This is a genomic window from Streptomyces sp. NPDC037203, assembly GCF_055605065.1.
The window spans coordinates 85144-99958 of the sequence record NZ_JBVJUC010000011.1; the positions used below are offsets into that span (position 1 = coordinate 85144).

At 69.5% G+C, this 14815-nt stretch carries 12 protein-coding genes; 4 read left to right on the forward strand and 8 right to left on the reverse strand.

From position 1 onward, the window contains the following. Window positions 1-269 precede the first annotated feature (269 nt). On the forward strand, window positions 270-2597 hold the full coding sequence (locus tag ACZ7EC_RS26470; protein ID WP_471066351.1) for a heavy metal translocating P-type ATPase: 2328 nt from the start codon (window positions 270-272) through the stop codon (window positions 2595-2597). A 1017-nt stretch (window positions 2598-3614) separates the two neighbouring features. Here the strand turns inward: ACZ7EC_RS26470 and ACZ7EC_RS26475 are convergent. The 3 genes from ACZ7EC_RS26475 to ACZ7EC_RS26485 all read right to left on the reverse strand — a co-directional run bounded on the left by ACZ7EC_RS26475 (window position 3615) and on the right by ACZ7EC_RS26485 (window position 6347). Further along, on the reverse strand, window positions 3615-4373 hold the full coding sequence (locus ACZ7EC_RS26475; RefSeq protein WP_471066353.1) for a hypothetical protein: 759 nt from the start codon (window positions 4371-4373) through the stop codon (window positions 3615-3617). Next, the gene (locus ACZ7EC_RS26480) at window positions 4333-4635 is read right to left on the reverse strand and encodes a hypothetical protein (RefSeq protein WP_471066355.1); all 303 of its coding nucleotides are present in this window, start codon (window positions 4633-4635) and stop codon (window positions 4333-4335) included. Before ACZ7EC_RS26480 ends, ACZ7EC_RS26475 begins: the two co-directional genes overlap by 41 nt. Window positions 4636-5693: 1058 nt before the next feature. After that, the gene (locus ACZ7EC_RS26485) at window positions 5694-6347 is read right to left on the reverse strand and encodes a TetR/AcrR family transcriptional regulator (RefSeq protein WP_471066357.1); all 654 of its coding nucleotides are present in this window, start codon (window positions 6345-6347) and stop codon (window positions 5694-5696) included. Between the two features lie 181 nt (window positions 6348-6528). Between ACZ7EC_RS26485 and ACZ7EC_RS26490 the strand changes: the two genes are divergently transcribed. Both ACZ7EC_RS26490 and ACZ7EC_RS26495 read left to right on the forward strand, forming a co-directional pair. Further along, window positions 6529-7560, forward strand: a complete 1032-nt coding sequence (locus tag ACZ7EC_RS26490; RefSeq protein WP_471066359.1) for a medium chain dehydrogenase/reductase family protein — start codon at window positions 6529-6531, stop codon at window positions 7558-7560. 56 nt (window positions 7561-7616) lie between these two features. Beyond that, window positions 7617-8147: an SRPBCC family protein gene (locus ACZ7EC_RS26495; protein ID WP_471066360.1), complete on the forward strand. Its 531-nt coding sequence runs from the start codon at window positions 7617-7619 to the stop codon at window positions 8145-8147. A gap of 96 nt (window positions 8148-8243) precedes the next feature. Here ACZ7EC_RS26495 and ACZ7EC_RS26500 read toward each other — a convergent pair whose 3' ends face one another. Further along, the gene (locus tag ACZ7EC_RS26500) at window positions 8244-8372 is read right to left on the reverse strand and encodes a hypothetical protein (protein WP_471066361.1); all 129 of its coding nucleotides are present in this window, start codon (window positions 8370-8372) and stop codon (window positions 8244-8246) included. 862 nt (window positions 8373-9234) lie between these two features. Between ACZ7EC_RS26500 and ACZ7EC_RS26505 the strand changes: the two genes are divergently transcribed. After that, on the forward strand, window positions 9235-9660 hold the full coding sequence (locus ACZ7EC_RS26505; RefSeq protein WP_471066363.1) for a hypothetical protein: 426 nt from the start codon (window positions 9235-9237) through the stop codon (window positions 9658-9660). 13 nt (window positions 9661-9673) lie between these two features. Here the strand turns inward: ACZ7EC_RS26505 and ACZ7EC_RS26510 are convergent, their stop codons facing one another. The 4 genes from ACZ7EC_RS26510 to pgsB are packed head-to-tail and all read right to left on the reverse strand — an operon-like array spanning window position 9674 to window position 14806. Next, a complete protein-coding gene (locus ACZ7EC_RS26510; protein ID WP_471066365.1) occupies window positions 9674-11578 on the reverse strand; it encodes an ArnT family glycosyltransferase in 1905 nt (634 codons plus the stop codon). 41 nt (window positions 11579-11619) lie between these two features. Then, window positions 11620-12681 (reverse strand): NlpC/P60 family protein, encoded by a 1062-nt coding sequence (locus ACZ7EC_RS26515; RefSeq protein WP_471066367.1) that lies wholly within the window; start codon window positions 12679-12681, stop codon window positions 11620-11622. 43 nt (window positions 12682-12724) lie between these two features. Then, the gene (locus tag ACZ7EC_RS26520) at window positions 12725-13207 is read right to left on the reverse strand and encodes a poly-gamma-glutamate biosynthesis protein PgsC/CapC (RefSeq protein WP_471066369.1); all 483 of its coding nucleotides are present in this window, start codon (window positions 13205-13207) and stop codon (window positions 12725-12727) included. Beyond that, the gene (pgsB, locus tag ACZ7EC_RS26525) at window positions 13208-14806 is read right to left on the reverse strand and encodes a poly-gamma-glutamate synthase PgsB (protein WP_471066371.1); all 1599 of its coding nucleotides are present in this window, start codon (window positions 14804-14806) and stop codon (window positions 13208-13210) included. Window positions 14807-14815 lie beyond the last annotated feature (9 nt).

Consider the following 14815-nt stretch of genomic DNA (forward strand, 5'->3'; position numbering starts at 1 on the left):
GCACAGCTACATCACGCTAGGCGGCAATCGTGCGAAGGGGCGGGAGCGGAACCAGTGCTACCACTGATCGCTCATCTCGATGTTCCTCGGCCAGCCCGTGCTGCTGCCGAGGAACAGGTGGGCTGCTAATCCGGTGCCAGGTCGCCCGCAAAGTCACGGCGAAGTGGAGATGGCTGAGCCCTGCGGGGCCGTTTGGTTGCTGCTTCGGGTGCGGTGCCGAGGTGTGATGGACCGGGCCCGGGCCGAGGATGGACGGCAGAGGTGTTTCCATGAATTCTTCTGCCAGCGCAGGGCCGACGCGTCATTTGGTGGCCGCCGTCTCCGCGTATCTGGAGCCGTTCCTCCTCGCGGTCACGGCGGCGGCTCTGACGGCCGGCGGTGTGGCCTGGGTCGCCGGTACCGGCGCTCTCGCGGATCTTCTGTGGGGCCTGGGGACTGTGTTCGCCATCGTTCCGGCGGTGGGGTGGGTCGTGGCTGCGTTGCGGCGTGGTCATGCGGGGGTGGATCTGATCGCGGTTCTGGCTCTCGGCGGCACCCTGGCTGTGCGTGAGTATCTGGCCGGCGCGCTGATTGCTCTGATGCTGGCCACAGGACGCACCCTCGAAGCCGCGGCCCAGCGGCGGGCCTCCCACGATGTGCGTGCCCTTGTGGAACGCGTGCCACGTACGGCGCGGCGCCACGCCGATGTCGGAGTGCGTGTGGTGCCGCTTGCCGAGGTGGAAGTCGGTGACCTGCTCGTGGTCGGGCCGGGAGAAGTGGTCCCGGTCGACGGCCATGTGCAGAGCCCGCTCGCCGTGCTGGACGAGTCGGTGCTCACCGGGGAGCCTTTGCAGGTCGAGCGTGCGAAGGACGAAGCCGTGCGCAGCGGGGTGGTCAACGCCGGCGGCGCCTTCGATCTGAGGGCCACCGCCACTGAGCAGGACAGCACTTATGCCGAGATTGTGAGGCTGGCTCGGCAGGCTGGTGCGGAATCGGCTCCCGTGGTCCGCCTGGCCGACCGGTATGCGGCCTGGTTTCTGCCCCTGTCGTTGGTGGTGGCCGGGCTGGCCTGGCTCCTGAGCGGTTCCGCGGTCCGGGCGGTGGCGGTCCTGGTGGTCGCCACGCCGTGCCCGCTGCTTCTGGCCGCGCCGGTCGCGATCGTCTCCGGCCTGTCCCGCGCCTCGCGGCTGGGTGTGGTGGTCCGCGGCGGCGGTGCTCTGGAGAACCTTGGCCGGGCCCGCACCCTGCTGCTGGACAAGACCGGCACTCTCACCGGCGGCCGTCCCCGCGTCCTTGACGTCGCTGCCGCACCAGGGTGGAGGCCGGCGCAGGTGCTGTGCCTGGCGGCGGCACTCGACCAGTACTCGCCGCACGTGCTGGCCCACGCCGTCGTCGACGCCGCCCGGGAGCGCGCACTGGCGCTGCCCGTGGTGGGGGACGTCACCGAGGAGCCCGGCCGGGGTGCCTCGGGAACCGTGGACGGGCAGCGGGCGTCCATCGGCCGGATCGACACCGCGGACGCCGTGCCGTCGTGGGCCGCAGCGGTGGACAACCGCGCGCTGCTCGACGGTGCGGCCATCGCCTGGCTGACGGTCGCCGGGCAGGTGGTCGGCGCTGTCCTTCTACGCGACCCCATTCGTTCCGACGCCCCCAGGACCCTGCGCCACCTGCGGACGGCGGGTATCGAGCGGATCTTGATGCTCACGGGTGACCGTGCCGAGCCCGCGCACGAAGTCGCTGCCATTCTCGGTCTCGACGGCGTACGGGCCGAGCTCAGCCCCGCAGACAAGGTCGCCGCGGTCCGCGCCGAACGCGAGCACGCCGTCACCGTCATGGTCGGTGACGGTGTCAACGACGCCCCCGCGCTCGCCGTGGCGGACATCGGGGTAGCCATGGGCGCCCATGGCTCCACCGCTTCCTCCGAGGCCGCTGACATCGTCCTGACCACCGATCGCGTGGACCGTCTTGCCGATGCGGTCGCCATCGCCGGACGCGCCCGGCGCATCGCCGTGCAGAGCGCGCTGGGCGGCATGCTGATGTCGCTCGCTGCCATGGCCGCGGCCGCCGGCGGCCTGCTTCCGCCCGCCGCCGGCGCCCTGCTCCAGGAGGGCATTGACGTCGTGGTCATCCTCAACGCCCTGCGGGCACTGCGCGTCGACCGGGCGATGCGACCGGCTCTCACCCCGGCCGCCGAAGTGCTCATCCGCCGTTTCGCGGCCGAGCACGATGATCTGCGGGATGTCGTCGAGGCGGTACGCGCTGCCGCCGACCGCCTGTCCGACAGCTCCGGTCCTCAGGCCCTGGCAGCCGTCGAGGAGACATACCAGCTGCTGACCGAGCGGCTTTTGCCGCACGAGTACGCCGAGGAGCACCAGCTCTACCCCGCGCTCGCTCCCACGCTCGGCGGCCCCGAGGCCACCGCCACCATGAGCCGCGCCCATACCGAGATCGAGCGTCTTTCCCGGCGCGTCGCCACCCACCTGCGCCTGGCCCACGCCCGCGGCGGCCTGGACGCCGATCAGCTCGACGATCTGCGTTCCTGTCTCTACGGACTGCACACCGTCCTGCGCCTGCATTTCTCCCAGGAAGAGGAGAACTACTTCTCCTTGGCCCCGTGAGGCGAAGACGCCTGCGGCGACTGACCGCTCAGCCGGGCTCATTTCCGGTCGGCAGGACTCACGGCCCATCCGGAGCCTTGAGGACTCGGCAGGTGCGAGGGCACTGCTCCACACACGCGCTCCTCCTGTGCGCGGACGGATCTACCGCATAATCTCCGAAAAGGTAGAAATCTGGGTGAATGCTCCCTTGTGTGCCCACCGGAGGAGAGCTCTGTGGATGTTGGGCTGATCAACGGCCTTCCCGGCCACCCACTGCAAGCGTTCGTGTCGAATGGTGGAACACGATGTCCTCCTTCCGGGGCACACCCTTGTGGGTGCGCACGCCCCTTCCTCACGCCACCCGCACATGCTCACCACCACTTCTTCACGCCACCCATCCGAGTGAATACGCACAGTAATCGCATGGCATGCTCGTCGAGGGCCTCGACGAGTCGGCGCTGACCGCGAACGCGCTGCGGGAGGCGGTCACCGGTCAGCCTGGTCAGGGCCGGACGAGTCGGTGCGGGTGGTCATCGACCGCCGAGGCCCACCGGCAAGGCTGGGCGCAGACCGTCTCTTGTCCGAGCAGCGAAATCGTCCGCAAGGTCGACCAAAGCCGCCACCAGGGCGCAGCACGACCGCATTCAGGAATCGGCGAACCCACGCTCTTCTGCGAGGTCGCGAGCCAAGACCTGAGCTGGGGACCCGGGCCACCGAATACAATGCAGCAGAGGGCGGCGCGCCAACCAGTCCTGAGCCGGTTGGTGGTGAGGCCGCACCCCTGCAGGGCAGCCTGCCGCTGGATACCGCCGTCGAGGATCCGACCGAGTCCGGCCGCGAGGGAAACCCCTGCTGGACGCGCTCGCCGACGCGTGGGGCGTCCGCCGCACGGCCTGGGAATAAGCGTCTGGTTCGTGCTGCCGACCCACCCGGACTCCGTCGCCGCGGTCGCGGCCAGGCCCCCTGACAGCTCCGCTGACGTCCGTATCACGGCCGCACCCCGCCGGTCCCCCTGAGGCCGCACGCCCCGAACGAGCATCAGAACGGCGCTTCCGCGGTACCACCGGATGGCGTCGCACTCGGCAGCACACCTACGGGAAGCGGCAGGTTGGTCACCACGAACTGGTTCAAGATGTCGTCGCGATCCATGAACATGATCTGGCTCCGCTTCGCAGCGTCCAACGCGTTGCCCAGCCAGTTGCGTGCAGCCTTGGTGATCTCCCCGCCGGCCACGATGAACGCATGGTCAACGAGGACGCGCCGGTTGGTCTCGGGGTCGAAGATCTCGTGCGCCAGCATCATCAGAGCCTGATTATGGATCTCAGCGATGTTGGCATTGCCCGCCCTGGACTTTCCGGTGGCGTCCAGTTTCCCGCGCTTCACCTGGATGCCGAAGTACAGGAAGTGCTGGGTCGGCAGGGTGTACCTCATCCAGATGTCCTTGCCGTACTCCAGCGCCTTGTCCCGGTGCCCGGCTGCAGTGATCCGGTGAAAGCCCAGCTGACGGAAGATCGGCAGCAGCACTTCCTCAATGAGTGCATCCTCACTGCACGTGTCCAGGAACGCGGCAAGTGCTGTGCGCCGCTGCATCTCGGCGGCACTCAGAGGGCGATGCGGGTTCTTGGCCAACATCGAGACCGTGTTCGTTCCGACGTGCCGCAGGTAGCAGTGCTTGTCCTCCCCATAGAAGGCTTCGAACCCTTCGCGGGCGAGCACATTGTTCAACAAGCGCAGGGCATTGGGTCGGTCGAGACCCTCATTGAGGGCATCCGCCGGATTCATCAAGTGGTCGATCACCCTGCAGAAGGACTCCGGCGGGTGTGAAGGCCCCCTCGTGCGGCTCCGCCAACAATTGTTCCAGCACCTCCGCGACCCAGCGGTGCCGCGTCGAACCATCGTGCTCCCAATCCATGTTGAGTTCCGTGAAGAACTCGGTGATGTAGCTGCTCGACCGATACGGAAAATATGCTGGCTCGGCATCAGCTTGATGATCTGCCGTACCGAGGTTTCCGCAAACGAGGTCGCCAAGCATTTCCAGCGTTCGCTTTCTGAACTTCACGACGCCCTCCCCAGAGCCGCTCCCCCAGCCACCGCGTGCGGACCATTGTGCCCTGTCACCGCAGAACCGTCCGGCACGTACGACCGAGTCCGGTTTCGTCACGGCTGCAGCATCAACGGTGGCCACGACGTCACCCATCCACCGACAGCCGGCATACCGCTGAGCCCGCCTGACAGGGCACACCGCATCGACCCACCACACGACACGACCCACCCGGATTCCCGCGGGGCCGCGTCGCCTCACGAAGCTCCACCTTGCTGGCTGCGATCGCAAATCCAGCGTCACCGAGCGCATCGCAGGAATACGAACTGCATGAGAAGCCGGGCGCGTCATGCGCGCAAGCACAGTCGAGCTCGACGAGACGAAGCCCCACCGGAGTGCTCCGGTGGGGCTTCGTCTCGTGGCTCCGGGCAGAGGCCCCGTCAGCGTGTTCCCCGGCGCGGCCTCGCCCTATCACCGCTCTGTCACAGGCACTGTCACACGTCTGTCACCAACTACGCCGACTCCCCCGGACCACGATGTCTTACGCCCCAACCTTGGACTGACGTGGACGCCCATGGACGATCTTTACAACCTGTGCCATGTGGTACCCAGTGAGGGACCCAGGATCAGGACCGGAGCGTCTTCTGGCCCGTCGAAGCGGTATTGCAGGGTGTTCGGGGGTGTCTCACTCACGCTCCAGACCCTCTCACGTCTCACGGACCCCCTATACCAGGGGGACGCTGGGCGAGCATGCTCAGGTCACGCTTCGCGGTGAAGCGGCCGAACGCAGACGCCAGGACGAGGCCGCAGCGGCACGGCACGCCAGAAGCGCATCCGCAGGGAAGCCGCCATGGGACAGGCCCGCATCCGGTACGCCGAGGCGTACCGCGTCAAGGACCTTGAAACCCAGGAGGCGGCATGGCGCCACGCCACCCGACCGACCGAGTACGTGAGCGCGGTACGCGCACGAGTCGGGGCCATGCCACCGGGGCAGACCAGAACGCCTGCGCTTCACATACTCGTCCGGGCCGCCGACCTGACGTAGCACCTTGTGGGCAGCCCGGCAGGGAGGCCGTCTATCGCGTCAGGTGCTTCAGTTCGCTGTCGTACAGCTCGTTCGGGTCGAAGCCCATGCCGGTGAAGTGGCCTGCCAGTTCCAGGGAGAGGATGCCGTGCAGACGGGTCCAGAACAGCAGGGCGCGGCGCAGGTCGGCCGGGGGTGCGTTATGGCCGGCCACCCATTGCCGGTTTTCGGCGAGGTGGGCGTCGAGACGTTCCTCGTCCGGGGCGTCCGCGGCAGGGCCGGTCGGCTGGGCGGCGTCGAGGAGGACTTCCATGATCTGGGACGCGATCTCGGTGACGTCGTCGGGGGCGTGGTAGCCGGGGACCGGTGTGCCGTAGACGAGGAAGTAGCGCTGCGGATCGTCCAGGGCCCAACCGCGCAGCGCGCGTCCGAGTTCTGACAGGTCCGCCCCCGGCCCGGCGGCGGCACGGACGGTGTCGGCGAGGCTGCGGTAGGCGTCGCGGATCAGTTCGGTGATCAGTTCGTCGCGGCTGGCGAAGTACCGGTAGAGCGCGGGGCCGCTCATGCCCATCTGCTTGGCGATGGCGTTCAGGGAGAGCCCAGGGGCTCCGGCGGTGGCGATCTGTTCCCAGGCGCGTTCCTTGATCTCAGCCCGCAGCTGCGCACGGTAGCGCTCGCGTGGGGTCTCCTTACGGGCAACGGCCATGTGCTCATCCCTCCGCCTGCGTGATCCGGTCGGCTTCTTCCCTCAACCGGCGGGGTCGCCCGACCCCAGTTGAGTTAGACCCTATTACGAACGTTCTTGACCGTCACCCATCCGTGCGGTTATAACTTCTAACGAACGCACCAGCCACTAACGGGACTGGTCGATGTCGAGGGAGGTCGTCATGGGCGCTGGGGAAATGATCGAGGTCGTACTGCCGGGCAAGGTCGAGCCGGAGGGGCTTCAGGTGCGACAGGGGGCAGTTCCGGCCGCCGGTCCGGGTCAGGTGGTCATCCGTATGGAGGCGACCGGCGTCTCCTTCGCCGAGCAGCAGATGCGCCGCGGTCGCTACTACGACCAGCCGCCCTTCCCGTTCGTCCCCGGTTACGACGTGGTCGGCACGGTTTCGGCGATCGGCGACGGCGTCGCTCCCGGCCTGGTCGGCACCCGCGTGGCCGCGCTGCTCAAGGTCGGCGGCTGGGCCAGCCACGTGGTCGTGGACGCCGCCGACGCAGTGCCGGTCCCGGACGGGATCGCCGCCGCGGAGGCGGAGACGGTGGTGATCAACGGCATCACGGCCTGGCAGATGCTCCACCGCAAGGCCCGCGTCCGCGCCGGGCAGACCGTCCTGGTGCACGGCGCCAACGGAGGAGTCGGCTCGGTCCTGGTCCAGCTCGCCCGGGCCACGGGGGCGAAGGTGATCGGCACCGCTTCCGCACGCCACCACGCGGCCCTGCGGGAACGGGGAGTGACCCCGGTCGACTACCGCACCGAGAACATCCCGGCCCGTGTACGTGAGCTGGCTCCCGGAGGAGTGGACGCGGTCTTCGACCATGTCGGCGGCCGCAGCATCGTCGACTCCTGGAGCCTGCTCGCGCCCGGCGGCACCCTCGTCTCCTACGGCAGCGCCGCGACCCGCGACGACACCGGCTCCAAGCAGTGGCCCGTCCTCAAACTCCTGGGCCGGGTCTGGCTGTGGAACGCGCTGCCCAACGGCCGCCACGCCTACTTCTTCAACGTCTGGGCGGGCAAGGCTCTGTCGAAGAACCGATTCCGCGCCCGCCTGCGCAGCGACCTCACCCAGGTCTTCACCGCGCTGCACCGCGGTGACGTCACCCCGTTCATCGCCGCCCAACTGCCCCTCGACCGTGTCGCCGAGGCCCTGCGCCTGGCCGAGTCCGGCACGGTCAGCGGCAAGGTCGTCCTCGTTCCGTAATCACGCCGCCCCACACCAGAAACCCTGGACCAACCACTCCGCAGAGGGAGAAATCCATGCTCACCAGCCTGCTCACCAAGGCTGCGGCCGTACCCGCCGCCCTCCTGATCGCCGTATCGGGACAGACCGCAACTGCTCGCCAGCAGCCGGGCATCGACCCGGACGCCCCCGTGATCACACGCGACGACATCGTGATCCACGCACCACTGACGCAGGTCTGGAACATCCAGACCGATGTCGACGCCTGGCCCACCTGGCAGCCCGACGTGACGAAGGCTGCCAAGCAGACTCCGGGTCCGCTACGGGAGGGCTCCGTGTTCCGCTGGTCGGTCAACGGCCTGCAGGACATCACCTCGACCGTGAAGCAGGCCCGCCCCGGATACCGCATCGTCTGGGGCGGCCCCGCCCAGGGCATCACCGCCGTACACGTGTGGACCTTCCGCCAGGAACGCGACGGAGTACACGTCCACACCGAGGAGTCCTGGTCCGGCGACCCCGTCGTATCCGACACCCCGGCCCTCCAGGCCGCACTCGACGCGTCCCTGGACGCCTGGCTCCACAACCTCAAGGCGAGGGCGGAAGGCTGACTGAGGTGGGTTGAGCGGAAGGGCGGCACCGCTCACCAGCCACGTCAGGAACTCCGGCCGGTATCCACCGCTTGCCGTCGCCGGTCCACGGCCGGGTCAGTAGTTGGAGGCCACGACCTTGGCGACGCCGCTGCGTTGAGCTTCCGCGGGCACCTCGCGGCCCGCGTCCAGGGCCGCCGGCGCGGCGTAGGCCATGGAACGCGCGGCGCAGAACTCGGTGGCCATGTCGGCGACCTTGCGGGTCCGGGTGCGTTCCAGGGTGAGGGCGAGGGCCCGGCGCGTGGCGCCGAGGACGGTGGGGCAGTGCAGGCGGCTTGCCGCCCTCTTGCTCTCCGGTGCCGCCCATGGGGGCGACGACGATCTCGAAGTCGGCGAAGGGGCCGGCGGAAGGGAAGACCTTGTACCCGGTGAGCCGGTAGCCGTTGCCGCGGGCGTCGCGTACGGCGACGGGTGCGCGTGGAGCAGACGTCGGAGCCGACGTCGGCCTGGCGCCGGAGCCCTGGTCTGCGCGCGCACGCCGGGAGGCCGACGAGACGAAGCCGGGGGCGAAGTCCCCGACGAAGGCGTGGCGGAATGAGGACGAGCGTCGTCACTCGCAGGCGCTGCATCGCCGTGAGAGCCGCTGGCGATGCTTTTACGGCTGGGCTGTTGAACGGACTGGAAAATTCCAGGATCGGGAATAGGTCATCTCCCACCGACAGCAATCGGTCGGGCGCTTAATTAAGTGCGAGCTTCACATCCGTGAGGTCGCCCCCCGCACACTTCGGCCCTCCTGTCTCCCGTTCCTCACCCCCATACCGGGCGCAGCGCTGCATAACGCCCCACGTGAGGCCGCCGCCGCGCGTCCCCAGCTTGCACGACAAAACGTGCGGAACCAGTTATTCGAGAAGCGCGACGGACCGTACACGAACGTCGAAGATCAGCCAGAAACGTAAGCTCATCCGCCGTTTTTCGGTGGTTCTGGCTGCTCCTTTCCTTGAGAATGCACAACGGCGCGGACCCAGGGGGGCCGTCTGAGTCCCGCGGAGGATCTCAATTCGATGTCAGCGTTTCGCTCGGCCCTACAGGCGTCCAGAGGTTTCTGATCATGCGCAAGACGAAATTGATCACGGGCGCCATCCTCGCCCTGGCCATCGTCGGTGCCGTCGCGAGCGCCGAACAGGGCGCGCACACGACGAAGGCCGCGTCCACCCAGGGCAGTGACACCTTCGGCGAGGTGCCCCCCGAGATGCGCGTACCGACCTCGGAGGCCGGCACTTTCAGGCTATGGGTCGCCCAGGAAGGCACCCCGCCCGAGAAGGCCGCCGTCAGACACGTCACCCGGCTGGTCGCCCACACCGGCAATCACCAGGTCGGCATACACACCGACTGGGAGAGCCGCTTCTCGGGCAGATACCTCGCACAGGCCCGGCAGGTCATCGCCGCCTACCGGGACTGGCAGGCCGGCACGGGTCGCGTCCGGGTGACCGTATACGCCTCCGACGGACGGATCATCTCCACCCGACGCTCCTGACGAATCCTTCTGATCAGGAATTGGGCGCGCAGTCGTACAGCCTGAAGCTGCCGTCGGTGTGGCGGCCGTACGCCGTGGGGCGGATGCGGGCGCAGTGGGACTTCACCCAGGCGGTGTCGGCGGTGGCGGGACGCCGAGAGGTGAGCAGGACGTAGCGGAGCCGGTGGGTCGTCACCAGGGTGGCGAGCTGCTGAGCGGCGGGGAACGGGGTGTTGCCGGTGAAGCCGCCCATGACCAGCACGGGTTCCGGCGCCGCGCGCAGCAGCGGCTCGGCGGTGTAGGCGGCCTGGGTGGCGAGAAGGTACTGCTCACCGTGGCGGTGCTCGGTGAGATAGCTCAGCAGGGCCCGGTCGCGGGCGCTCGGCCGGTCGAGGCCGACTCGGGCCGCGGGCCGGTGATGCCGCAGCGCCTCGGCGTACGCGATGCCCACCGGGCCGGCCATCGGCGAGGTGGAGGCGCCCGCGTAGAGCGGCTTGAGGGTGGACAGCGCCCACCCGGCCGGTACGACCAGCGTCGCCGCGATTCCGGCGGCGAGCGCGCCGTTCACCATCCGCTGGGAGGTACGGGGGCCCCGCGACCACAGCCCCACCGCGCCGCACAGCGCGAGCATCACGGCGACCGGCAGCAGCCAGGAGACGAACCCGGTGGGCAGGTCGAGCACCAGCGCCCACAGCACCGTGACCGCGATCACCGCCGGAAGCGCGACGCGCCGTCGCCCGCCCTGCTCGTACTCCGTGCGCAGCAGCGCGAATCCGCCACCGGTCAGCGCGGCCAGGGCCGGGGCGATGACGGCGGTGTAGTAGGCGTGGTTGCCGTTGGAGACGCTGAACACCAGCGCGTGCACCACCAGCCAGCCGCCCCAGAGGACGAACCCCGCGCGCAGCGCGTCGGTGCGCGGCTGCCCGGTGCGCCAGGCGACGCCCAGCACCGCGGCGGCCGCGGCGAGCGGCAGGAGCCAGGCGATCTGGGGGCCGACCGTGTGGTTGACCAGCATCGACCAGCCGGTGTTGCCGGTGGTGCGGCTCGCGGCGGTGCTCGCGGCGGCGCCGAACGCGGTGGAGTCCCCGGTGAACCGGCTCAGGCCGTTGTAACCGAAGACCAGGGCGAAGGGGTTGTTGTCGGTGGTGCCGTCCAGGTACGGGCGGTCGGCGGCCGGGGTCGCCCAGGCGAGCAGCATCCACGAACAGGACACGACCAGGGCGATCGCGCCTGCCAGCAGTGAGCGCAGCGTCCGCTTCAACGGCGCACCCTGCGCGGCGAGTTGGTAGACCAGCCAGAACACCGGCAGCACCAGCCACGCCTGGAGCATCTTGGCCTGGAAGGCGAGCCCCACCCAGATTCCGCAGGTGATCAGCGGGAGCAGCCGGCCGGTGCGTACCGCCTTCTGCAACGCCCCCGCGGCCGCCACCAGCAGCAGCGTCAGCGCGGTGTCCGGGATGGTGGCCCGGTTGAGGGCCGCGGTGACCGGAGTGAGGGTGAGCGCCAGTGCGGCGATCAGCGCGGCGAACGGCCCGGCCCATGCCCGGACGATCCGGTACAGCAGCCATACGGTGAGCACGCCCTCGGCGGCCTGCGGAAGCGCCGCCGCCCAGGTGTGGGGACCGAAGATCCACACGGAGACGGCGCCGGGCCAGAAGGCACCGGGCAGTTTGTCGATGGTGATCGAACCGCTCGCGTCGAGTCCGCCGAAGAGGAAGGCGCGCCACCCCTCGGCCATCGACCGTATCGCCGCGCCGTAGAACGGGTGGAGCGCGGCGTGCCCGATGCCCCAGGAGTACAGCGCCGCGGCGGCGACCAGCACCGCGGCGAGCGCCGGGCGTTCCCAGCGCGGCGCGGCGTCCGGCCGGCCGGCGGGTGGCTCGTCCGGCCGGTGCAGCGGGCGCGCGCCGGCGGGCTGGGCGGCGGGGGTGGTGGCCATGGCAGTGGTCCTCGGATCGGCGTTCGGGTGGGGCGGTGGGGTCACAGGCGGCGGGCCGCTCGGAAGCCGCGGGCGTAGAAGTCGGTGCCGTCCAGCAGGGAGTGTCCCGACAGGTCGCCCATGGTGGGTCCGTTGGCGGCGGAGCGGCTGGAGTAGAAGCGGTGCCGGCCCTGGTCGTCCAGGCCCAGGTACATACCGCAGTGGTCGATGAAGTTCGGCTGGTCCTTGATGATGGCGAAGAAGACCAGGTCTCCGGGTTGCAGGGCGCTCAGCTCGGCCGGCTGGCGGCCCTCGTCGGGGATCACCAGCACGCCGGGGCCGTAGGCGGCGATGGCGAAGGCGCGGCGCGGCAGGCCGGCGCCCTTGGTGTTGGTGTTGTGCAGCGGGATGCCCATCCGGTAGCCCCACACCAGCCGCTGGAACCCGGAGCAGTCGACGTCGCCGTAGCGGGCCTGCTCGGGCTGGGCGCGGGTGCCGTCGGCGAAGGTCCAGGGGATGCCCAGGTAGTCGTAGAAGTCGGACTGCTCGTCGTGGTAGGCGAAGTCCAGCGGGTTGGCGACCCGCTGGTTGCGCGGACCGAAGTGCGCGGTGCCCGCGTAGCGCACACCGGAGGAGTCGTGTTTGTCGGGCGCCCCGGCGCTGCTGTACTGGAAGGCCACCGCGAAGACGTCCGGCCCGGAGTCACCGAGCGTCTTGGTGAACCAGGACGTGAACCAGGCGGACTTCTCCGCGCCTTGCTGCCAGGTGTGCGGAAGCACCCGTACCCAGGCATTGGTGGTCAGCGTGGCGCTGGTGGTGCGCGGCTCGCTGAAGGTCCGGCTGGGCCCGGTAAGTACGGCGGTGCGGGCACCGTCGGTGAAGGTGGCCAGGGTGGCGCCGTCGGCGGTCCGGACCACGGTGCGGCCGGGGTCGGTCAGCCGCTCGAAGGTGTGGGGGCCGGATGCCTGGCTTCGCGGTCCCGTGGCACCGTCGTCGCCACCTCCGTGGGAGAGGCGGTCGTACCCGAAGCCGGCCACCGCCCCGGCGGCCGCCAGGCCCGTGATCGTCCCGAGTACGGCGCGGCGGGTCGGGCGGCCGCGGCTGCCGGTGGGTTCAGGGTGCATGGCGGGACCTCCTGGAGGGTGCGGGGTGGCAGGGGCGGGCTGATCAGCCGACGGGCAGGGCGCCGAGCAGCAGTCCGGCGACCAGCACCACGTACGTGGCCAGCGTCACCGCCGTCGTCGAGATCAGCGTGGGGGCCAGCGGCTGGCGGACCATCTGGTAGGAAACCAGGCCCGGCACGATGAAGCCCAGAGTCTGCGACGTGTACAGCAGGGGGAACTCGTGGTTGAGGGTGAGCATCACGGTGGTCTGCATGAGTACGGCGCACAGCACCACGGCGGCGAACAGGCGCTTGCCGTAGAGGATCACCGTGCGTTGCAGCAGCTTCGTCATGAAGAAGGTGAGCGCCGCCACCGCCACCATCAGCGCGGCCATCTGCACATCGGTGATGAGCGTGAGCGCGATCCAGCCGGGGGTGATCATGCCGCCCGGGGAGAGGTTGGTGGTGAGGTAGCAGACGAGCGAGAAGATCAGCCCGAGGGCGATCCCGAGCGCGGCGGTCTGTGCGGTGAGGTGAGCGGGGATCACTTACGGGTTCCTCGGCAACTGGTGGGGTTCGTAGGGGTGGTGCGGCCCGCTCTCGGGCCACTCGGCATGGGGCTGGTCCTGCCGTTCGTAGCCGTCATGCCGGTCGTGCGGTTCCTGCCGGAAGTGGCCGCCGCGACCGTGCTGCCCGTCGTGCTTGCCGTCGTAGCCGCTGTGGCCGTCGTGCCGGTCGATCCGTTCGTGGCGGGCGGCGAGCCGACGGGCCAGTTCCCGCTGACCGGGGACGTGGAAGCCGTACGCCGGTGTCTCCAGCGGTGCCACCCAGCTGAAGGGCTCGGGGGCGGGCGGCGGGGACACCGCCATCCGCCGGGGCACCGCGATCTGCATGGTCTCCTGGTCGAGGCCGTCGCCCGTGGTGCCCGCCCGGTCGGCGGGTACGGCGGAGGGCTCCTCCTCGGAGTCGTCCAGCGGCAGTTCGGCCAGGCATTCGAGGAACAGCTCGCCCTGGCCGTGGATGTTGCCGATCGCCACCAGCGAGGAGGCCGGACCGAGTTCCGCGAGGATGGCCGCGGTCAGCTCCTCGGGGTCCCGGCGGTCGCCGCCGAGGTCCACCACCCGCCCGGCGAAACCACGCGGGATGGTGTCGCGGGCGCTCTTGGTCGGATGGCCGATCAGGAAGACCGTCTCGGCGCCGAGGTCGGAGACGATCGCGCCCATCTGGCCGTTGCGCTCCACCCGGTCCGGGCGGCAGTTGACGACCACGTTCACCGGCTGCTTGATCGCGCCCAGGTCCTGCAGCTGCCTGACGTTCATCAGCGTCGACTCGGGGTCGTTCGCCGCGAAGACGTTGGCGAACCGCAGCCGCTTGCCGTCGGGGGTGACATAGCGTTCCACCGACAGCACGCCCGGATCGGGCGGCGCGTCCCACATACCCTGCAACGCGGTCTGCCGCTCCACCCCGCAGAGTTCGGCGACGGCGAGCGCGATCGCCACGTTCTCCTTGAAGGTGAACCAGCTGAAGCCGCGCAGTTCGTCGTCGCTCACCGACTCCGGGTCGACCGCGACAAGACGGCAGTCCCGCTTGTCGGCCTCTTCCCTGAGGATGTGCAGCCGGTCCTTCTCCGCGGTGACGCACACCCCGCCGACCGGCATGGAGCGGGAGAGCGAGCGCGCCACGTCGTCCAGCGTCGGGCCCATCTCCTCGAGATGGTCCTCGCGGACGTTGCACAGCACACCGATGGTGGAGCGGATCAGCTTCTCCTGGTTGATCTCCTGCAGCGCGGGCATCACCGCCATGCACTCGATCACCAGCGCGTCCGGCCGGTAGGTCGCCGCCCGCCGCACGATGCCGATCTGCTCCACGATGTTGGACAGCCCGAACTTGCGGTACACCGGCTCCTCGGTGGCGTCCGGGTGGATGAACCGGGCCGCGGTGCCCGTGGTCTTGGCCACGGTCACCAGACCGCCGCCGCGCAGCGCGCCCGCGCACAGCCGGGTGATGGAGGACTTGCCGCGGATGCCGTTGACCAGCACCCGCGTCGGTATCTGCTCCAGCGAGGCGAAGTGCCGTTTCTGCTCGAGGATTCCGGCGCCCCACAGTGCGCAGCAGCACAGCAGGACGATGACATAGAGGAAGATCACGCCGAATCG

Bases quoted from the DNA above. Each gene is read 5' to 3' on its own strand.
- ACZ7EC_RS26515 (WP_471066367.1), bottom strand. From the start codon at position 12,681: ATGCACCCTGAACCCACCGGCAGCCGCGGCCGCCCGACCCGCCGCGCC.
- ACZ7EC_RS26490 (WP_471066359.1), top strand. From the start codon at position 6,529: ATGGGCGCTGGGGAAATGATCGAGGTCGTACTGCCGGGCAAGGTCGAG.
- ACZ7EC_RS26470 (WP_471066351.1), top strand. From the start codon at position 270: ATGAATTCTTCTGCCAGCGCAGGGCCGACGCGTCATTTGGTGGCCGCC.
- ACZ7EC_RS26500 (WP_471066361.1), bottom strand. From the start codon at position 8,372: ATGGCCACCGAGTTCTGCGCCGCGCGTTCCATGGCCTACGCCGCGCCG.
- ACZ7EC_RS26495 (WP_471066360.1), top strand. From the start codon at position 7,617: ATGCTCACCAGCCTGCTCACCAAGGCTGCGGCCGTACCCGCCGCCCTC.
- ACZ7EC_RS26510 (WP_471066365.1), bottom strand. From the start codon at position 11,578: ATGGCCACCACCCCCGCCGCCCAGCCCGCCGGCGCGCGCCCGCTGCAC.
- ACZ7EC_RS26485 (WP_471066357.1), bottom strand. From the start codon at position 6,347: ATGGCCGTTGCCCGTAAGGAGACCCCACGCGAGCGCTACCGTGCGCAG.
- ACZ7EC_RS26505 (WP_471066363.1), top strand. From the start codon at position 9,235: ATGCGCAAGACGAAATTGATCACGGGCGCCATCCTCGCCCTGGCCATC.